This window comes from Bacteroidota bacterium (assembly GCA_016715945.1).
Lineage (GTDB): Bacteria > Bacteroidota > Bacteroidia > Bacteroidales > F082 > JALNZU01.
Genome location: JADJXJ010000001.1, coordinates 401,054 through 422,837, shown reverse-complemented (window position 1 = coordinate 422,837; position 21,784 = coordinate 401,054). Strand labels below are relative to the sequence as shown.

Genomic DNA, 21,784 nt, shown 5'->3' with positions numbered 1-21,784 from the left:
GATCAGGGCTTTTCAATTTGCATTTGAATGCGGCGTTTGTTTCCGGCCTGGTCGGTCACTTCCACCCGCAGGGTATTGCTGCCTTTGCGCATGCGGTCGTCGATCTCGTACACCAGCAGGTTGTTTTTGGGGTCGTGGTCGGTGAGTATCCAGCGATCGTTGAGCGTGGCCCGAATGTGCGCAATGCCCGAGAACTCGTCTTTTACCTGAAAACGCAGGGTTTTAAGGGTATCGGGGAGTCGTCCGGCAGAAAAGTTTAACGGCCGGATGGTGGGTGGGATGGTATCGGCCTTCACGGCAAAACGACCTAAAACCCTGGAAGAGGCTTTCACCCTTCCGTTTTCGAAGGCCGACGCCAGAGCAACGGGCTCTTTGCCCTCTTCGAGCCTGGCCAGAAGCAGTTTGCTCCGGTCAATGGGCGTTTCTGCAGGCTCGAGGCTGATGGTTGCAGCGGCATGCAGAGGGATGCCGCCATGGCCGATGGTCAGCACATCGCTGAGGTAAGCGCTTGATGTGCTGAGCGATGTGACGATCTGTTCATCTCGGTAAAGGGCATTGTCGGGAATATGCACTGTGAATCCATTCCCGTTGAGCACATGGCTGCGGCCGGCTTTGAGCACAGGCAAGGAGTTTGCGGTGTCCGGAGACGGGGCATTCAGGACTTCCTGACCGAGCAACCGGAAACGGAGCTCTGCTTTGTTGCCCGAAAAGTCTGAAACTATCCACCGCAGTTCGTACGTACGTCCGGACTCAGGCACGAATATGCCGTCCTGTTGGTGATAAACCGAAAGGAAACGCAGGCGGTTGTATGGATCACGCCGGGTGCGCACAATGCGGCTTTTGTGCCTGTGGTGGTAGGCATAATCCGTCAGGCTGTTCACATAACGCGTATCGTCGAAGGAAAAACGGTCGGCTTTGAAAGTAAAAAACGGCAGGCTGTCGATGAGCAACTGCATGCTATAGACCCCGTTGCGTCCGGTGGAGCCTTGCGACTGGTCGTAAGCCCCCAGACCAAACGAAACCGGCCCACCGGCTTTTACGATCTGGTTTTCCGGCAGCACATAGCTTCCCCGGCTTTGCACCAGGTTGGTAATCAGGGCCGAACGTCTTCCCTGGATAATGCTTCCGCCCGACTCAGGATAAACCGCCAGGTGTGTGATGACAGGCGCCTGGGTATCGCGCAGCTTGAAACCAAACGCCAAAGGGTTGAGGATGTGTTGGGTGGCGGCATCGCGAATCTCGAAATGCAGGTGTGGCCCTCCCGAGCTGCCGGAATTGCCGCTGTAGCCGATGACCATCCCCTTTTTGACCGGCAGAAGGCCGGAGGGCGGCAAAAGGTTGACAGCAAATCGTTCCTGGCGGTATTGCTCGTTGCGCACATATTCGGCAACAGGCGGCGCAAAACGCTGTAAATGTGCATATACCGAAGTGTGACCTGTGGCAGGGTGATCAATATACACAGCTTTGCCGAAGCCGGTGGGAGAAACCGCAATCCGGCTCACATAACCGTCAGCAATGGCATAAACGGGATGACCCTCCACACCTCCCGTGCGGATGTCGATGCCCGAATGAAAATGGTCGGTGCGAAACTCGCCAAATGTCCCCGACAGGTGCAGGGGCAGATCCATGGGCATGCGATAGGAAACAGCCGGGCTTTGTGCGGCAAGCGGAAACACAAAAAGCACAAAAAAAACAGCTAATACCGGTGGCATCAATAGTTCATTTGGGTTAGCATCCGGAGATGACCGATGATGTGATCGGCCATTGGAAAGCTGCCTGTGATGGCGTGTTCGTTCAACCATATGGTGGTCATGCCGGCAGCTTTGGCGCCGATGATGTCCTTTTCGTAGAGGTTGCCCACCATCACAGCTTCGTGGGGCTGAAAGCCGGACAGTTTCAGCACATTTTGAAAGAAACGCACATCAGGCTTGTCGAAACCAATCTCGAAACGGGAAAAAAAGTGCCGGAAATATTTGTCGGCGCCCACCATGGCCAGGGCTTTCTTCATCTCAGGCACATCCGAATGCGATGCGCCGGTGGCGATGATGCAGACGTAACGTCCGGACAGGTAGCTGAGCGCCTCTTCCGCTCCGGGCATCCATTCCACCCTTGGCCAGCCCGACATGGGGCCGGGCAGCCCAAAATCGCGCATCACAGTGTCGCCCCAGTCGAAGACAAAAGCTTTTATGTGGTTTTGTGACATAGGTTCTTCAAAATCATATTTTTCGCGACGGCACCTGAAACCAATGCCGGTCAGCACAGGCTGTTCAGACTTGCTGCAAAAGTAACTAAATGGCAGTTGAACCGGGAATTCAGCCTAAGGCAATGGCTGCTTGCACGATAACAAGTCAAGCTTTTTTCTGGTTAAAGCAGCGTTGCTACCAGCAGTCGAAAAAGACGAAAGAAATGGATAAATTGCTAAAAAACAGCGACATCCCAATCAATTTCGTCTAAGCCCCATTCTTACCTACCTTTGCAAATCCCATGCCCCTCAGACCAGATGAAAAAAGTCCGTTTTATCGTCAACCCCGTCGCCGGCAACATCAGCAAGGTAGACTTTCCTGAGCTGGTGCGCAGTAAGATGCCTCGGAAGGACTTCGAAAGCGAGATCATTTTCACCCGTGAGGTAGGCCATGCCACCGAACTGGCCGGTGAGGCGGTGCAAAAGGGCATGGAGTATGTAGTGGCCGTGGGTGGCGATGGTACCATCAACGAGGTTTCGCGATGCCTGATAGGCAAAGAAACCACACTTGGCATCATACCCAGCGGATCGGGCAACGGCCTGGCCCGCCATCTGCGCATACCCATCCAGACCGAGCGGGCTTTGCAGGTACTGATCAACGGACACCAAACCCGCTTCGACACCGGCCTGATCAATGGCAGCGAAGTGTTTGTCAGCCTGGCCGGCGTAGGTTTCGATGCCCTGGTGGCCAAGCTCTTTGCCAAAGATCCATACCGCGGCTTTCTGGGCTACTTCCGCATCGTGGCGCAACGCTATCCCAACTACAAACCAAAACATTACCGCCTGACCATTGACGACGGCCCGACCATCGACACCGAAGCCCTGTTTATCACCATGGCCAATTCGAACCAGTTTGGCTACAATACCACCATTGCCCCTGATGCCAAGCTCAACGACGGCCTCATGGATGTGTGCATTGTGCAAAAACCTCCGCTTTTCGAGATGCCCATCATACTTAACCTGTTGTTTTTGAATATGGTACATCTTTCGAAGCATGTCGAAATCTACAAAGCACGCAAGGTGAAGCTCGAACGCACTAAAAACCGTGTGGTCAATGTGGATGGCGAGGCCAGAAAGATTGCCCGCGAGCTGCAGTTTGAGATCGTGCCCTCCAGCCTCAATGTGATGATCCCCAACAATGATATCGATGAAAAAACCAAAACACTCCGATTCCCCCATCGTTTACTCCACCAATCCGGACTTCTTGAAACGCTTGCGGGAGGACGTCCCGGAAGAAACCCCTCCACCTGAAAAACAGCAGCTGCGCATCAGCCTCGACAAAAAACAACGTGGCGGCAAAAAGGTAACGCTGGTGACCGGCTTTCAGGGCAGCGAGGCCGAGCTTGCAGCCCTGGGCAAAATGCTCAAATCGGCCTGCGGCGTGGGCGGAACAGCCAAAGATGGCGAAATACTCATTCAGGGCGACTTCCGCCAAAAAGTACTCGAGCTGCTGCTCGCCAAAGGCTACAAAGCTAAACTCTCGGGAGGCTGAGCACGTGAAGGATTGACAGCGTATCAGTATGACGGAGCAAAAGGGGTTCTGCTGTTGTCATAGTTGTCGGTAGTCTATTAACGTATTGAATACCAGATACTTAACTTGTAACCCACAACTCGTTACCCGCAACTCGTAACCCGCAACTCGTAACCCGCCACCCGTAACCCCTCGAATCTTTGAATCCTTGAATCAGGAATCTTTGAATCCCTCCTTCCCGTCACCCCGTCACCCCGTCTCCCGTCACCCGTCACCCCCGAATCTTTGAATCCTTGAATCAGGAATCTTTGAATTCCCCCCGCTGCCCGCCACCCGGCACTCGCCACCCGTCACCCGCAATGTGACTTTTTTTCTTGTTCTTTTGCTTGATCAAAAGAACCAAAAACATGTCCGCCGCAGGAGGATCAAGGGCGAACGAAGCTAGCTCCCCGCTCTGCATCAAGGGCGCAAATCTAAGTGAGGAGTGCATTACAGCATGCCATTGTTCATCCTTCAACTTTCATTGAGCAGGAACAAAACACTTTACTGGAATTTCATGCACGCATGCTGTAACGCAAACAGCCCGCGCTGGGGCGCGGGCTGCCTCACAAGATTTGCTGCCCTTGCTGCATTCACACCAGACCCTTCCCGCCGTTCGCCCGGCCTCCCCGCCCTGCCCGGTGAAAGTGTCAAGTGTTTCTGCTTGAGCACTTTAAGTATAATTTATAATTTCAAAAGGAGTTCTATTCAAAACAATTTCACAGTTCACGGACACTTGCATCCTGAACTGAACCATGGCAACAATCGACAACCACGACAACAATGACAACTACCGTCAACCTCCCGTAACCCGTAACTCGCTTCCACGTCACCCACAGCCCGCCACCCGGAACTCCTGAATTTTGTATCCTTGAATCAGAAAAGTGTATATTCGCCCCGTATTGCCAACGCCAAAAAAACAATGTTATGGATCACACAAGTCTGAAATCAATCGGCACCATTATCAAGAAGGAAAACCTCGCCAGCGTGGAGCACGAAACCAACAGCAATGCACTGGTGCTCGAGTCGCTCTATCCTTTTCCGGGCTATCATGGCACCACCGTCCCCGACGCCACCGACCCGCGCTCACTCTTCCTGGTCACCGATCAGGTATATCATAACGACGTGGTTATCCGTGCCGTGCAGAAAGTAAAGAAACACTACCCGCACCACTTTGATGGCACGCCCGGACGAATTGACCTCTACAACACCCCGGCCGGCGTTGTGCGCATCAAATTCCTGCCCTACGACAAAGTGGGCAGCCTGATCAGCGCACTCGAACAGGAAGGCCTGCACTTTATGAAACATCGCAAGGTGCAGGAATACGCCAGCCTGATCAAAATCACCAAATATTTCATGATCCAGAAGGCTGGCGAAGGCATCTATGCCGACCAAAACTGGAAAAACATGTTTTACCTGCACATTCCGGTGCTGCTCGAGTGGAAAGATTTCGAGAAAATCACCATGAGCATCAAGCACAACATCGACGACAACAACTTCGACGCCGCCCTCACCACCATGTACGACGAAAAAGGCATGCTCGACTTTGTGCGTATCTACGACGAACAAAGCTGCCAGGGTAAGCTCATCTTTATCCGCGACAAATACCTCGAAGCCATCAAATACCTCTGATCCACAGATTGGAATTCCGGATTGCCTCAATGCAACCAAAGAACCACAACAGGCCCGTCAGGCCTGTTTTTTTTTGCATTTCACCAGTTGCCGGATGTTTGCGCCATTTGCGTCAGCATGTGTAACACCAGAAAGGAAAGCCGGAGGTGCCGTCGTGGAACAAGCTGTCGTGAAATCCAGCCCTGTGGCCATCTGACTGTAGGTCAGGGTTTTCCCACCTTGTCGAAGTGGTACGGTCCTTTGGTGGGTCCCCACACCTGTTTTCCATAGGCGTCGAAGCCCTGGTCCCACGAGCTCATGCGTTTGGGTGTGATGGTCACCGAGGTGGTGGCATATGAGGCACCCCGCAGGTCGCTGGGGCAATTGTTCCCCTGGGTGTAACCCTCGAAACGGTTGGGCCGTGTGACACGGATTTTCACATCGCAACCTTCCTTTTTTACCAGGTCGTCCATATTCAGGTGGTCGAACGAATGCTTGTCTGTCCATTTGCCTACCCAGGCGCTTTCGTCTTTTGGGGTGTATATCTCGCTCAGCATTTCGGTGCGGCTATGTTGCACCAAGCGGTAGATGCGCACGCGGTAAGGTTTGTCGGGCCGGTCGGCCAGGGCTTGTTCCACATACAGAAAATAACCGCGGTCGGGCCAGATGGGGAGCATTTTCAGGGAAATATTGTAGAAATCAGGATCGGCCTTTGCCTGCGCTGCCGAGTTGTAACGCCCCTGCATGGTGCGGTAGAGCGATTTCAGATAAGCGCTTGCTTTATCGCTACTTTGCTGCCCCAGGGCAAGCTGTGCAGTAATGATCAGACCCAATACCAGGGCCTTGCGAATTGTGCGTGCTGACATTGGTATGTTTTTTTGGCGTACGAAGGTAATGAGAATCTGGCAGTATTCTATCCGGTAATCCTCAGCCCGGCCCGAATAGGACATTGCCGAATGAAGCCTGAATGTGGTGATCCCCGGCAAAAGAAACTGCCCTCACTGAAACAAGATTAAGAACGGCAGCATGCAATGTAAGCCTGAATGATGAGCTGATTGTATCATTGACTTATCCGGCTCAACACATAACCGATGACACAACGAGGTTACGGTTCATCCCCACATGTGTAGGGAACATTGACTATAGCCAATGCCCAAAGCCTCAATCTTCGGTTCATCCCCACATGTGTAGGGAACATAGCCCGTGAGGCGATTTTATTTCGCTGCCAAGCGGTTCATCCCCACATGTGTAGGGAACATTGCGACAGCGCAGACCCTCGTAGCATCGACACCGGTTCATCCCCACATGTGTAGGGAACATCTGAACGTGGTAGTCATACCCCAGACCGCCGGCGGTTCATCCCCACATGTGTAGGGAACATTTGCTCCATGTGTCAATCAAGTTTTAGAATTTCGGTTCATCCCCACATGTGTAGGGAACATTCACTTGTTGCCCGCAAACGCTCATTGCCTGACGGTTCATCCCCACATGTGTAGGGAACATTTCCATGCTCAACGGTAGCCGGCGGATGGCGCCGGTTCATCCCCACATGTGTAGGGAACATTACAGTAAGGATTTTGCCCTCTTCAGGGCGTCCGGTTCATCCCCACATGTGTAGGGAACATTTTATAAAACAAGACAGCGATGAGTATTGTAACGGTTCATCCCCACATGTGTAGGGAACATAATTAAATTCACAAACTCCGATTTTTACACGCCGGTTCATCCCCACATGTGTAGGGAACATGGCATGGCGTATGCCTCAGTGCTGACCGTTCACGGTTCATCCCCACATGTGTAGGGAACATCCGCCCGGCAATCAGGATGTTTTTAAGCAATGCGGTTCATCCCCACATGTGTAGGGAACATTCAACGGCCCGTTTCAGGTATTTTCGGATCACCGGTTCATCCCCACATGTGTAGGGAACATACATTCAACGGGCCGCCATCAACCCGCACTACCGGTTCATCCCCACATGTGTAGGGAACATTTCATCAGTTTTTGCTGATGATGTTTGCGCTTCGGTTCATCCCCACATGTGTAAGGAACATCAGTTTCTGATGTTTTTGCTCAACACCAGCAACGGTTCATCCCCACATGTGTAGGGAACATTTTGAACGCCCTACCTTAAGCCGATTCTCTTTCGGTTCATCCCCACATGTGTAGGGAACATGTAAGATAACTTACATCACCAACCTTGCTATCCGGTTCATCCCCACATGTGTAGGGAACATCGAATAAGGAGGGCAAATTTCGTGATCAGCAACGGTTCATCCCCACATGTGTAGGGAACATCACAAATGCCAGCATCTCCCACACATCGGCGCCGGTTCATCCCCACATGTGTAGGGAACATGTTAGAAAAGACGGAGAAAGAATTTGGGCATACCGGTTCATCCCCACATGTGTAGGGAACATGCCCATGGCTACCACCTGGCGTGCATAATATCCGGTTCATCCCCACATGTGTAGGGAACATCACCTCTTTTTCCTTCAGTGCGTCGAGCTCAGCGGTTCATCCCCACATGTGTAGGGAACATATGTCAATAGGTTTGCGGAATTTATGTATGTCTGGTTCATCCCCACATGTGTAGGGAACATATTACCTCAATAGTGGTGCTCCTGAAATCTTACGGTTCATCCCCACATGTGTAGGGAACATTTGGTTAAACCCATGGCCAGGAGTCTCAGGCTCGGTTCATCCCCACATGTGTAGGGAACATCATTTTTGTTGTTTTTTAGATGGTTTGACCTACGGTTCATCCCCACATGTGTAGGGAACATTCATCGAAAATGGCTACGAAACGCTCGATGAACGGTTCATCCCCACATGTGTAGGGAACATTATATCGCCGTTGTCCAGCCGGGGCAGTAGTTCGGTTCATCCCCACATGTGTAGGGAACATCGAAATTATTTACCTCACTTCGCTTGTTACCACGGTTCATCCCCACATGTGTAGGGAACATTTGCCTTCATGCTGCAATGGTAGAAAATTTTTCGGTTCATCCCCACATGTGTAGGGAACATGCAAACTGCGAGGTGATGACGCTGGCAAAATCTGGTTCATCCCCACATGTGTAGGGAACATGCCATGATGCGCTCCTTGAGCTTGTTCTCGCGCGGTTCATCCCCACATGTGTAGGGAACATTCGCCTACCTTGCCGGCCATGGCAAACGCTACCGGTTCATCCCCACATGTGTAGGGAACATTTCATTTACGTACATCACCTTACTGCCGCCACCGGTTCATCCCCACATGTGTAGGGAACATATGTCTGAAAACCAATCTTTTGTAATCATAAACGGTTCATCCCCACATGTGTAGGGAACATTTGCCCATAAAGTCCTTGGTCACGCTCGACACCGGTTCATCCCCACATGTGTAGGGAACATTTTCAGACGTCAACACGGCCTCATCGCAAGACCGGTTCATCCCCACATGTGTAGGGAACATAATGGGCAATATCCTTATTGGAATGAATATACCGGTTCATCCCCACATGTGTAGGGAACATGTCGTTGGGAAAACCAGGGGGCACAATGCCGCCCGGTTCATCCCCACATGTGTAGGGAACATGTTGCCAGCGACAGGCACGAGGGAGCATTTAGCGGTTCATCCCCACATGTGTGAACATGTGCAACCCCCATGGGTCGCAATAATGCATCAGGGTTCATCCCCACATGTGTAGGGAAAATTAGAAAAGGCCGAGAGAGGCGGGGCGCACCTGGTTCATCCCCACATGTGTAGGGAACATTTTATCCGCAATTTCACCATCGGGCAGGGAATCGGTTCATCCCCACATGTGTAGGGAACATCTGCCATTCTGGAATGTGTACACACTGCCAGCGGTTCATCCCCACATGTGTAGGGAACATATGAGGTGCCGCCAGTCGAGCTCGTGCACTACTGGTTCATCCCCACATGTGTAGGGAACATTGTATTTCCGCTACAAGCGTGCATTACTCTTTCGGTTCATCCCCATGTGTAGGGAACATAGGGTCTTTGCTGACATTGTCGGGCCACGTAACGGTTCATCCCCACATGTAGGGAACATTTCCATGCTCAACGGTAGCCGGCGGATTACGCCGGTTCATCCCCACATGTGTAGGGAACATACCGCTGGAATGCCAGCCAGCTGGTGATCGACCGGTTCATCCCCACATGTGGAAACATTAAACCGGCAAGCTGCTGGTTAACACCTCGACCGGTTCATCCCCACATGTGTAGGGAACATAAGGGGGAAAAAGAGTGAGTTCACTCCACCAACCGGTTCATCCCCACATGTGTAGGGAACATTATTATAGCCCCACGCAACGAGCGCTTTCAAACGGTTCATCCCCACATGTGTAGGGAACATTTAATTTTCTTAAAAATCACAGGCCTGTCGTGCGGTTCATCCCCACATGTGTAGGGAACATTGTTACATCTGTGCTGACAATTACGGTTTTTACGGTTCATCCCCACATGTGTAGGGAACATTTCCTGGTGATTACAATATATATGCCCAAGTACGGTTCATCCCCACATGTGTAGGGAACATTTGGCAGATGCTTCACCATTTAGGAACATCTGCGGTTCATCCCCACATGTGTAGGGAACATTCGTGACGGCACTGGCGTCAGCACCCGGTCAGCGGTTCATCCTCACACGTGTAGGGAACATTCAATACCTCGAGCCAGGCACCACCCCAATACCGGTTCATCCCCACATGTGTAGGGAACATGCGTTGCCGTCTTGCCGTATCTCGTGCCGCAACGGTTCATCCCCACATGTGTAGGGAACATAATGTCAATAGGTTTGCGGAATTTATGTATGTCTGGTTCATCCCCACATGTGTAGGGAACATATTACCTCAATAGTGGTGCTCCTGAAATCTTACGGTTCATCCCCACATGTGTAGGGAACATTTGTCGAGGGGCGCGGCCATAGCGTCGGGCAAGCGGTTCATCCCCACATGTGTAGGGAACATCATTTTTGTTGTTTTTAGATGGTTTGACCTACGGTTCATCCCCACATGTGTAGGGAACATTCATCGAAAATGGCTACGAAACGCTCGATGAACGGTTCATCCCCACATGTGTAGGGAACATTATATCGCCGTTGTCCAGCCGGGGCAGTAGGTCGGTTCATCCCCACATGTGTAGGGAACATCGAAATTATTTACCTCACTTCGCTTGTTACCACGGTTCATCCCCACATGTGTAGGGAACATTTGCCTTCATGCTGCAATGGTAGAAAATTTTTCGGTTCATCCCCACATGTGTAGGGAACATGCAAACTGCGAGGTGATGACGCTGGCAAAATCTGGTTCATCCCCACATGTGTAGGGACATGCCATGATGCGCTCCTTGAGCTTGTTCTCGCGCGGTTCATCCCCACATGTGTAGGGAACATTCGCCTACCTTGCCGGCCATGGCAAACGCTACCGGTTCATCCCCACATGTGTGGGAACATTTCATTTACGTACATCACCCTTACTGCCGCCACCGGTTCATCCCCACATGTGTAGGGAACATATGTCTGAAAACCAATCTTTTGTAATCATAAACGGTTCATCCCCACATGTGTAGGGAACATTTGCCCATAAAGTCCTTGGTCACGCTCGACACCGGTTCATCCCCACGGTGTAGGGAACATTTTCAGACGTCAACACGGCCTCATCGCAAGACCGGTTCATCCCCACATGTGTAGGGAACATAATGGGCAATATCCTTATTGGAATGAATATACCGGTTCATCCCCACATGTGTAGGGAACATGTCGTTGGGAAAACCAGGGGGCACAATGCCGCCCGGTTCATCCCCACATGTGTAGGGAACATGTTGCCAGCGACAGGCACGAGGGAGCATTTAGCGGTTCATCCCCACATGTGTAGGGAACATGTGCAACCCCCATGGGTCGCAATAATGCATCAGGGTTCATCCCCACATGTGTAGGGAACATTAGAAAAGGCCGAGAGAGAGGCGGGGCGCACCTGGTTCATCCCCACATGTGTAGGGAACATTTTATCCGCAATTTCACCATCGGGCAGGGAATCGGTTCATCCCCACATGTGTAGGGAACATCTGCCATTCTGGAATGTGTACACACTGCCAGCGGTTCATCCCCACATGTGTAGGGAACATATGAGGTGCCGCCAGTCGAGCTCGTGCACTACTGGTTCATCCCCACATGTGTAGGGAACATTGTATTTCCGCTACAAGCGTGCATTACTCTTTCGGTTCATCCCCACATGTGTAGGGAACATAGGGTCTTTGCTGACATTGTCGGGCCACGTAACGGTTCATCCCCACATGTGTAGGGAACATTTCCATGCTCAACGGTAGCCGGCGGATTACGCCGGTTCATCCCCACATGTGTAGGGAACATACCGCTGGAATGCCAGCCAGCTGGTGATCGACCGGTTCATCCCCACATGTGTAGGGAACATTAAACCGGCAAGCTGCTGGTTAACACCTCGACCGGTTCATCCCCACATGTGTAGGGAACATAAGGGGGAAAAAGAGTGAGTTCACTCCACCAACCGGTTCATCCCCACATGTGTAGGGAACATTATTATAGCCCCACGCAACGAGCGCTTTCAAACGGTTCATCCCCACATGTGTAGGGAACATTTAATTTTCTTAAAAATCACAGGCCTGTCGTGCGGTTCATCCCCACATGTGTAGGGAACATTGTTACATCTGTGCTGACAATTACGGTTTTTACGGTTCATCCCCACATGTGTAGGGAACATTTCCTGGTGATTACAATATATATGCCCAAGTACGGTTCATCCCCACATGTGTAGGGAACATTTGGCAGATGCTTCACCATTTAGGAACATCTGCGGTTCATCCCCACATGTGTAGGGAACATTCGTGACGGCACTGGCGTCAGCACCCGGTCAGCGGTTCATCCCCACATGTGTAGGGAACATTCAGTACCTCGAGCCAGGCACCACCCCAATACCGGTTCATCCCCACATGTGTAGGGAACATGCGTTGCCGTCTTGCCGTATCTCGTGCCGCAACGGTTCATCCCCACATGTGTAGGGAACATAATGTCAATAGGTTTGCGGAATTTGTGAATATCGGTTCATCCCCACATGTGTAGGGAACATGTGTTCGGGCGGGCTTTTTTAACAATCAAAATCGGTTCATCCCCACATGTGTAGGGAACATAGCGCTTTCGCAGGCGCGAGGCTGCCATCAAGCGGTTCATCCCCACATGTGTAGGGAACATTTTTATTTTCAACTGTCGGGGCGGTGTCTTTCCGGTTCATCCCCACATGTGTAGGGAACATATGATGCGCTGAAACACACTGTTGCCGGTAATCGGTTCATCCCCACATGTGTAGGGAACATACAATCTGCAAATGATAGTCCTTCAGGTATTTCGGTTCATCCCCACATGTGTAGGGAACATTAAAGTCCAAATCCGGTACTGCATCCTTGATCTGGTTCATCCCCACATGTGTAGGGAACATGAATGGCCCAAAATTAAATTGGACAGGCAACACGGTTCATCCCCACATGTGTAGGGAACATGAAACGAATCAGGTCAATGATCCAAAATCGACGGTTCATCCCCACATGTGTAGGGAACATTATCACCGTTTTTGCATATTGCGGCCATTGGGCGGTTCATCCCCACATGTGTAGGGAACATATCGTTTTGACAACTTTGGACGTGGAATATTTCGGTTCATCCCCACATGTGTAGGGAACATTTGAGGCAACCATAAATGACCTGAAAGCTGAGCGGTTCATCCCCACATGTGTAGGGAACATTTATATCATCCGACATATCATTTCTGTTATACCGGTTCATCCCCACATGTGTAGGGAACATATTGACTGTTTGAACGGGCGGTGGTCAAATTCCGGTTCATCCCCACATGTGTAGGGAACATTTTCTATTGACCTTGGGGCAAATTAGCATTATCGGTTCATCCCCACATGTGTAGGGAACATTCGTTGGGAAAACCAGGGGGCACAATGCCGCCCGGTTCATCCCCACATGTGTAGGGAACATAGCTTCAAATCAACCTCCAACTGCTTTGCCTGCGGTTCATCCCCACATGTGTAGGGAACATATGTCAATAGGTTTGCGGAATTTATGAATATCCGGTTCATCCCCACATGTGTAGGGAACATATGGATAGCCCGCCAGCCCAGGTGGCAAGGAACGGTTCATCCCCACATTTGTAGGGAACATTGGCTCAGCAGTATTATCGGCACGTTTAGCTCCGGTTCATCCCCACATGTGTAGGGAACATTTGGTAACGGCTTCGGGTGAAACTTCATCTCGCGGTTCATCCCCACATGTGTAGGGAACATTGTCTGTTTAGGTGGGCGTGTTTCGAGATAATCGGTTCATCCCCACATGTGTAGGGAACATAGCGCAACCAGATGCTTCCTGGCAATTTCATACGGTTCATCCCCACATGTGTAGGGAACATAGCAAGAATAGCTTCTTTTTCAAACCATTCTTCGGTTCATCCCCACATGTGTAGGGAACATACAATCATGGCTGGCATGTACATCGGCAGTGGCGGTTCATCCCCACATGTGTAGGGAACATTACGTGCAGGCATTGTTGGGGATGAGCTCTACCGGTTCATCCCCACATGTGTAGGGAACATTTTCACCCTTCGACTATTCATGCGCAAACCTCCGGTTCATCCCCACATGTGTAGGGAACATAGTAGAATTGCAGCAGACAAGGCAGGTCTAAACGGTTCATCCCCACATGTGTAGGGAACATACACTACTGGTTTTTTTGACCGATCCTGAACACGGTTCATCCCCACATGTGTAGGGAACATCCTACTTGATGCCTGAGTCATCTCGGCGGCAACGGTTCATCCCCACATGTGTAGGGAACATACACTACTGGTTTTTTTGACCGATCCTGAACACGGTTCATCCCCACATGTGTAGGGAACATCCTACTTGATGCCTGAGTCATCTCGGCGGCAACGGTTCATCCCCACATGTGTAGGGAACATTTATGCGCTGGTAGCCCTCAGGGTAATTACGCCGGTTCATCCCCACATGTGTAGGGAACATGAACTCCGGCATCGGCTCAAATCCAGTAATGGCGGTTCATCCCCACATGTGTAGGGAACATGTTGTCGCTGTCTCTGTTGCGTTAACATTAGCCGGTTCATCCCCACATGTGTAGGGAACATTGCACCCTGATAGCGTGCAACAGCACCCGCAGCGGTTCATCCCCACATGTGTAGGGAACATCACGGTAGGCGGTGAATGTGCTAACAATAGTCCGGTTCATCCCCACATGTGTAGGGAACATGCAGCACCGAGTGGGATGGCAGGCATTATCTGCGGTTCATCCCCACATGTGTAGGGAACATCAAGGGTGAAGTTACCTGTTTTAGTCACGATACGGTTCATCCCCACATGTGTAGGGAACATAGAGATAGCGGGCAATAAAACCATTGGTGGTGCGGTTCATCCCCACATGTGTAGGGAACATGAGTTCGAGCAGCAGATATGGGTCGAGGTTGTCGGTTCATCCCCACATGTGTAGGGAACATATAACTTGTTATCGTACCACTCAGCACACGACCGGTTCATCCCCACATGTGTAGGGAACATACAAACCTTTCCGGAGATTCCCAAAAGATTGGTGGTTCATCCCCACATGTGTAGGGAACATCCTGTGCGAGCGTCCAATCTGCCCAGCTGTCTCGGTTCATCCCCACATGTGTAGGGAACATAGCTCAGTGCGAACAATGCCAAACCTGTCGCGCGGTTCATCCCCACATGTGTAGGGAACATTTGCATTTTGTTAATCGGCCGACTCAGGCCGTCGGTTCATCCCCACATGTGTAGGGAACATTAGTTGCGCTCATCCGGCGTCAATCGGTCAATCGGTTCATCCCCACATGTGTAGGGAACATGATGATGAATATCATCTCAGCCAGCTAAATTTTCGGTTCATCCCCACATGTGTAGGGAACATTATCAGCAGCCATGCGGCTGACAAGTGTTGCCCGGTTCATCCCCACATGTGTAGGGAACATACAAAAAGTATTGCTCCCATCCACATCAATGCCGGTTCATCCCCACATGTGTAGGGAACATTAAATATGCCGTTGTCGGCCACCACCCGTTGCCGGTTCATCCCCACATGTGTAGGGAACATGAAGCCGAACTTGCCTACGATGCCGCTTACGGCGGTTCATCCCCACATGTGTAGGGAACATAAGTGAACCGTGACCAGGCCTCCACATCTGTGCGGTTCATCCCCACATGTGTAGGGAACATGACATATACAGGTGCGCTGCCCAGTGGGTTGACGGTTCATCCCCACATGTGTAGGGAACATTCTTTGATGATGCGAGGGTTCGCAGGATTTGGCGGTTCATCCCCACATGTGTAGGGAACATCCCTCATGGCGTTTGATGAGCTCAACCGCCCTCGGTTCATCCCCACATGTGTAGGGAACATCTCGATACTCGCTGCATACGGCGCAACGAAAACGGTTCATCCCCACATGTGTAGGGAACATGTCTTGAGATTGAGTTTTCTCATTAATTATCTCGGTTCATCCCCACATGTGTAGGGAACATACTGCCAGGTCATTGTTGACCGCATGCGTAAACGGTTCATCCCCACATGTGTAGGGAACATACAACTGCATTATATGCAACGGGAAATAAAGCCGGTTCATCCCCACATGTGTAGGGAACATTGATTTATAGCCCCCTCACGTTGTGAGGCGGGCGGTTCATCCCCACATGTGTAGGGAACATATCAAGTAATTTATTTTGATGATAAGGATGACCGGTTCATCCCCACATGTGTAGGGAACATTAACAAGCTTAAACAATGCTGGAACAATATAACGGTTCATCCCCACATGTGTAGGGAACATTTTTCTATGGGTTCAATACGTTTGGGTATGTGCGGTTCATCCCCACATGTGTAGGGAACATCAGGTTTTCCTCGATCGAACTCAGCCAGATTTCGGTTCATCCCCACATGTGTAGGGAACATTATTAACCAGCGTCCCCACGCCCAAAACTGTTCGGTTCATCCCCACATGTGTAGGGAACATCCTCGTTCATCAGTTTGACAAATCGGGATAGACGGTTCATCCCCACATGTGTAGGGAACATTATTTCGCATTCAAATCATTTAACTGTTGCATCGGTTCATCCCCACATGTGTAGGGAACATTGCTTCTGCCAGCTCCTTTTCGACTTCTTTCTCGGTTCATCCCCACATGTGTAGGGAACATAGGCATATTCGGCCAATATTCTGGCCAAATAGCGGTTCATCCCCACATGTGTAGGGAACATACGTGTCGTTTTTACTTCAATTTTGGCCATAACGGTTCATCCCCACATGTGTAGGGAACATACACCAGCCGTCCCGGTGTACGTCTTCACAAACGGTTCATCCCCACATGTGTAGGGAACATCTGTGCATAGGGGATCTTCCTGAACCATTCCTCGGTTCATCCCCACATGTGTAGGGAACATAGGATCTGATAGAGGCCACAAAGGATTAAAAACGGTTCATCCCCACATGTGTAGGGAACATCATCAAAGGTTTAATTGACCAGACCAAAGTTGCGGTTCATCCCCACATGTGTAGGGAACATGAACTGATAACCATAGCAGTGCTGATGACCATCGGTTCATCCCCACATGTGTAGGGAACATAGCTGCGCAACTCCCTGATGAGGTCAACGCTACGGTTCATCCCCACATGTGTAGGGAACATAGTTGTTCTAAAATTTCTTATAAATCCAATAGCGGTTCATCCCCACATGTGTAGGGAACATCTTCTTTGGTAAAAATGTTGTCATTGCAGGTTCGGTTCATCCCCACATGTGTAGGGAACATTGTTTCCGGCCGGTTGTTCCTCAACAAACTGACGGTTCATCCCCACATGTGTAGGGAACATTGAGAGAGGCTGATTCTTTTGTTAATAGTAAGCGGTTCATCCCCACATGTGTAGGGAACATTCCTCCTCGATTTCTTTTTCTTCGGCTGCGGCCGGTTCATCCCCACATGTGTAGGGAACATTAGGTCTTTCCGTTGCCAACATAATAACGCGGCGGTTCATCCCCACATGTGTAGGGAACATGTTTTTATGACAAAGAGCGTGATAAGTATATTCGGTTCATCCCCACATGTGTAGGGAACATTATTTCATATGAAGTGAAAATGAAAGAACTATCGGTTCATCCCCACATGTGTAGGGAACATGACGAGAGCTGGGAGGGCAGGGCTAATGTGCGCGGTTCATCCCCACATGTGTAGGGAACATAACGGGGAATCGTGCATTGCCGACCGGGGTGACGGTTCATCCCCACATGTGTAGGGAACATTACGTAGCAGCCTGCACGATTGGCACTACGCCCGGTTCATCCCCATGTGAGGGCTGAGGCTCATCATCCCCACAGTGTAGGGAACATTGTCAGCGCGGCATGCGTGGGCAAGCGGTTCATCCCCACATGGGAACTTCGCGCATTTACACCGGTTCATCCCCACATGTGTAGGGAACATGGCAACTCCATTCAGCCCGGTTCATCCCCACATGTGTAGGGAACATACTAAAGCAAATGTAGTAAATTCGGGCAAACAAATTGTAATGCTAGCCGCTATGTACCTTCATCAGCGCATAACATTCTGACAAGAGTGATACCATCAAAATCAACGATTTCACGTCCCCTTAAATTATGGCATCTAAGCTCGAAACCTTGCTCACTGGGGCTGTGCCAGATTTGAATAACACTGCCCATACCAGCAAATTTTACACACCTTTCCCACAGATGTTCACGAATCAGTGCATTAGTTTTGCCAATAAAGCAACCTGGCTTAACTTCTATCATCCATTTACTCAAGTTTCCCTTTAATGACGGGTTAACTGACTCTAAAATAATCACTGTCATAGATGTTCATCTTTGAGGTGTCCACCATGGTGACGGCAGTGCCGGATCGCTATCCGGATCGTATGTTGGTTCAATATCGTCATCAATTGCAAGCACTTTTGAAATGTCGCTCACTATTCTTTCCATCAACCGCATGTTTTGAAAGGCATTTCTCATCCGCAAACGAACTTCACGTTCAAGATTAACGCATCCAGATGCGACAGTTGCAAAAGCAACGGGCACACAGATATCCATCTTATATAGGTCGGCAATATCGTAAACGAACGACAACTGCTTGCCAGTATGTATAAAGCCAATTGCGGTGGAGTAGCCAGCAGAAACTATCGCAGCATGACAAACACCATTCAGACAAGAACTAGCAACCGACAATGCCTTGTTTAAGGGGTCACTATTGTTCCAACTATTGCGATCATAGTTTCTTCCGCTCCATGTAAGACCGTATTTCGAAGCTTCGCGATGATATATAGTTCTAACCCTTATGCCTTCCTTTCCCCTTATTTGTCGCAGATCAAGGTTCTTCTCCAATGGTTCCTTAAATCGAAAACGATACATACGCTCGACAACAGCAAGGTGGCTTTTTTCGTCTACAAACAACCTGGCTTGTTCCAGCAATTTGTAGGCCTTATTTGTTTCGCCCGTGCTACTTGCGTATGTCCGTACTGAGTGTTCACCGGTCCAAACAATACTGACTCCAGACTCTGCTAGCGTCCTAACAGCATCGTGTGTTATCGTTGTGCCAGGACCAAGAAGAACTGTTGACAGAGCAGCAGCAGGTAGCCTGACAAAACCCTTTTGATCGACAGCGATTACTCCTGTTTTATCTTGCTCAACACGTGCATATTCAAGATAAATAAAGCTGATAGAATCCCTGATTTTTGGGAGCTCGTTTTTCTTTACCGGATCTATATGCGACAACATGTTGATTTGCTTTACAAGATGTCAAAGAACGAGTTCATATTAATAAGCTGGGGCAAGTGACAATAGCCCCATGCCAAAAGCTTTAGATGGGCCAATACCTTTTGTGATGGCATTGTAGAGCTTGAACGGATCGCTTACTCGGAGGTAGCCCTCATAATCCACAGAAAATAACGGTACCTGCCGACTTCTGGCTCCCTTCCTCCATTGATAGGTGCTTGTTCTGAAGAAAATCAGTTTTGTAACCTCAAAACCGTTATTAATGGCTTGCCGATTAATCCAGTCAACGAATCCTTCAGATTCAAACTTTTCATTAATTTTCCGATTAGCATGAACAAGTGGCACTTTTGCAGGGTGCTTACCATCGCTATTCCTAATTTTTCTGATGGGATTCGCCCTTAAGAAAAAACGAAAAGTTTTGCCTGCCTGAAGCAATCCGCTTAAGCCAGCAAGGTCTTTTGATTTCATGACTTCAAGACAGTAATTTTCAGGCATTTCGTTAAACAAAGAATCTGTGATCCTGTTAGTTTGTAGAAGTAGAGATACTGGTCGGCTTGAAATTTCCATATCCACTCTGAATAAAAACGACTCGGAATAACCAGATTTTTCCAAAGCGGTTTTAAGTGTTCTATGCAAATCGTACAAGTTTCCAATATCCGCTTGCACCTGTCGATGCATTGGGTTAAGAAGTAGCTTTGTAAGAAATGGCATTTCAATCAATTTTAAGGTGAATTATTTTTCGTGGTATAAAATATCGATCCATATCGGCTACAGGCTGATCATTGACTATTTGAATACTTCCAGATTTAAAGCTGTCATCACTTATCTCAGATGCTTCGATCCAAATCGTATTGTCAGCTTTCATTGATTCAGGAAAAAGTGGATCACGAAAATCACGAAGGCAATTAAGAAGATTATCTTGTATCGGGGCACTAAGATGGATAGGATATGCCGGAGGGCAGGATTTCCTACCTAAATAAATAGGCCATACTGGTCTTTTTAACGATTCGAAAATGTCGATTAGCAACTTTTCATCATAGCCAGAAACCCCGGCAATGAACCATGCGTCGTTTAAATAATATCGATTCGACACTACTGTGTCTCCCTTTTTGCCATCTGCTTTGATCACATCCATCGCTGTATGGAAGTCTCTGGAAATTTTACCATATGACATTACTTTGATTCCCAAAGTAAGACTGCATAAATCTTCGGGAATTTTACCTCTCTCAATTCCCATGGCTGCAGCGACAATTCCCAAAACACCACTTTTTGTCGGAAACTGCGAGCTGTCGCGAATTGTGAAGCGGCCAAATAACCCCCATGACTGCATCGGGCCTTGTAAACGGATAAGAAGAGTGTGTTTCATGAATATAATTCATTTAGGTGTTTTAGCATTGCATTTGTAAGTTGATTAATAAGAGCTTCTTCACTATCAAGGTAATAATTTTGAAAGTTTGGATAAAAAGGCAAGTCTTTCATTTGTGTAATCAATACCTGTGTATCGTCATTAAGTCCATACATGCTGGTCAAAGCATCCCAATGATTTTCAACATGTCTCACGGATGCTTCAAGGAGGCTTTCTTTTTCTGTGGCTTTTACTGGCTTTAAAAAAGCGTTGGCAAGCGAAACCGGAGCATCATTGTTCTTTCTTACAACAACCATAATAAATGATGGCTTGTTGTGGGCTGCAAAAGTGTTTTGCTTGGCTCCTGGTATAGAGTGAATGCTTGATCTGATGAATGCAATTGTACCTTTAAGCACAAGATCTAAATCGCCCATTAAATTTTCCTCGAGCTTTTTTACATCAACAACAGAAAATCTGTAAAAGCATGATGCGTTGAACCCAATGTTGCCAATCATGCCAGCACCAGATTCTTCGCTTTCATCTAGTAAATCATCAACTGCTGTAAAGTAGTCAAAATCAGCATCGAGCTTATGCGTAGATATTGCGTGGGCAACCTGGCAAGCTGCATCGACATTGAGACCAGGTTCTTCAGCAAGCATTCGGCCAAAAAGGGCAACCTCAACACCTCTGGCTGGCCTAAACTCTTTCTTTTTCAACTGCTTGATCAATTCGGCGATATTATCATTCCATTCCTTGGGCAAGCTAACCTCGTCCTTTTTTGATTTCTTGGTTTTAGATTCATCAATTTTGGAGAGTTGCTTTTCGATTTCAGTGTAATAAATAGTCGAAAGTTTTTCATGCCATAATTGTGCAAGGCGTTTCGCAATTTCTTCAATTTCGGGCCCACTGAAGAATAAAAGGACTTTAGTCCGCCCAGCTGTTTCGTCCCAACCTACAATGCGATTAAAAAAGTCCTGCCCAAGGAATTCAGCAGCATTTTTCTCGATTCCAAGTCCGACTAAGGTTTCAACCAGTGGTTTATTAGCATGCCTTGTACGCAAGGCAGGCTTGGAACCAACTATCTCGCTAAAAAGCGGGTTCAAGCGAATTGATCTCTTAAGAGATTGAGACGAAATTCGCGCCCTACGAAAACCACCAAAAGTGCAATCTTTTGGATTACCAGTATCATCTCTATTGAGATTACCCGGCGCAAAACTTTGTAATAAATGCAACTCAATTTTCATGG

At 49.1% G+C, this 21,784-nt stretch carries 12 protein-coding genes and 1 CRISPR repeat array; of the genes, 4 read left to right on the top strand and 8 right to left on the bottom strand.

All coding sequences use genetic code 11. The features are described from left to right. Nucleotides 1–2: 2 nt before the first annotated feature. A complete protein-coding gene (locus IPM52_01525; GenBank protein ID MBK9290305.1) occupies nucleotides 3–1,712 on the bottom strand; it encodes a M23 family metallopeptidase in 1,710 nt (569 codons plus the stop codon). Next, nucleotides 1,712–2,203, bottom strand: a complete 492-nt coding sequence (locus IPM52_01520; protein ID MBK9290304.1) for an HAD family hydrolase — start codon at nucleotides 2,201–2,203, stop codon at nucleotides 1,712–1,714. Before IPM52_01520 ends, IPM52_01525 begins: the two co-directional genes overlap by 1 nt. 89 nt (nucleotides 2,204–2,292) lie before the next feature. Between IPM52_01520 and IPM52_01515 the strand changes: the two genes are divergently transcribed. From IPM52_01515 to IPM52_01500, 4 genes are all read left to right on the top strand, one after another. Then, nucleotides 2,293–2,454, top strand: coding sequence for a hypothetical protein (locus tag IPM52_01515; protein ID MBK9290303.1), 162 nt, complete (start codon nucleotides 2,293–2,295; stop codon nucleotides 2,452–2,454). Between the two features lie 46 nt (nucleotides 2,455–2,500). Beyond that, complete coding sequence (locus IPM52_01510) at nucleotides 2,501–3,493, top strand: diacylglycerol kinase family lipid kinase (GenBank protein MBK9290302.1); 993 nt, start codon at nucleotides 2,501–2,503, stop codon at nucleotides 3,491–3,493. Then, nucleotides 3,390–3,734, top strand: coding sequence for a translation initiation factor (locus IPM52_01505; GenBank protein MBK9290301.1), 345 nt, complete (start codon nucleotides 3,390–3,392; stop codon nucleotides 3,732–3,734). Before IPM52_01510 ends, IPM52_01505 begins: the two co-directional genes overlap by 104 nt. 945 nt (nucleotides 3,735–4,679) lie before the next feature. Continuing rightward, a complete protein-coding gene (locus tag IPM52_01500) occupies nucleotides 4,680–5,384 on the top strand; it encodes a hypothetical protein (protein MBK9290300.1) in 705 nt (234 codons plus the stop codon). A 203-nt stretch (nucleotides 5,385–5,587) separates the two neighbouring features. On the opposite strand, the gene IPM52_01495 is transcribed toward IPM52_01500, so the two are convergent. The 6 genes from IPM52_01495 to cas7e form a co-directional block, all read right to left on the bottom strand. Continuing rightward, nucleotides 5,588–6,229: a chromophore lyase CpcT/CpeT gene (locus IPM52_01495; GenBank protein MBK9290299.1), complete on the bottom strand. Its 642-nt coding sequence runs from the start codon at nucleotides 6,227–6,229 to the stop codon at nucleotides 5,588–5,590. Nucleotides 6,230–6,472: 243 nt separating this feature from the next. Further along, a CRISPR array of direct repeats spans nucleotides 6,473–17,801; the repeat unit is 21 nt; unit sequence CCCCACATGTGTAGGGAACAT. Between the two features lie 186 nt (nucleotides 17,802–17,987). Beyond that, nucleotides 17,988–18,278, bottom strand: a complete 291-nt coding sequence (cas2e, locus tag IPM52_01490) for a type I-E CRISPR-associated endoribonuclease Cas2 (protein MBK9290298.1) — start codon at nucleotides 18,276–18,278, stop codon at nucleotides 17,988–17,990. A gap of 6 nt (nucleotides 18,279–18,284) precedes the next feature. Then, nucleotides 18,285–19,196 (bottom strand): type I-E CRISPR-associated endonuclease Cas1, encoded by a 912-nt coding sequence (gene cas1e / locus IPM52_01485; GenBank protein MBK9290297.1) that lies wholly within the window; start codon nucleotides 19,194–19,196, stop codon nucleotides 18,285–18,287. A 39-nt stretch (nucleotides 19,197–19,235) separates the two neighbouring features. Continuing rightward, nucleotides 19,236–19,904 carry a type I-E CRISPR-associated protein Cas6/Cse3/CasE gene (gene cas6e / locus IPM52_01480; GenBank protein MBK9290296.1) on the bottom strand — a complete coding sequence of 223 codons (669 nt, stop codon included), beginning with the start codon at nucleotides 19,902–19,904 and terminating at the stop codon, nucleotides 19,236–19,238. Nucleotide 19,905: 1 nt separating this feature from the next. After that, a complete protein-coding gene (gene cas5e / locus IPM52_01475) occupies nucleotides 19,906–20,559 on the bottom strand; it encodes a type I-E CRISPR-associated protein Cas5/CasD (GenBank protein ID MBK9290295.1) in 654 nt (217 codons plus the stop codon). Continuing rightward, nucleotides 20,556–21,782 (bottom strand): type I-E CRISPR-associated protein Cas7/Cse4/CasC, encoded by a 1,227-nt coding sequence (gene cas7e / locus IPM52_01470; protein MBK9290294.1) that lies wholly within the window; start codon nucleotides 21,780–21,782, stop codon nucleotides 20,556–20,558. Before cas7e ends, cas5e begins: the two co-directional genes overlap by 4 nt. Nucleotides 21,783–21,784 lie beyond the last annotated feature (2 nt).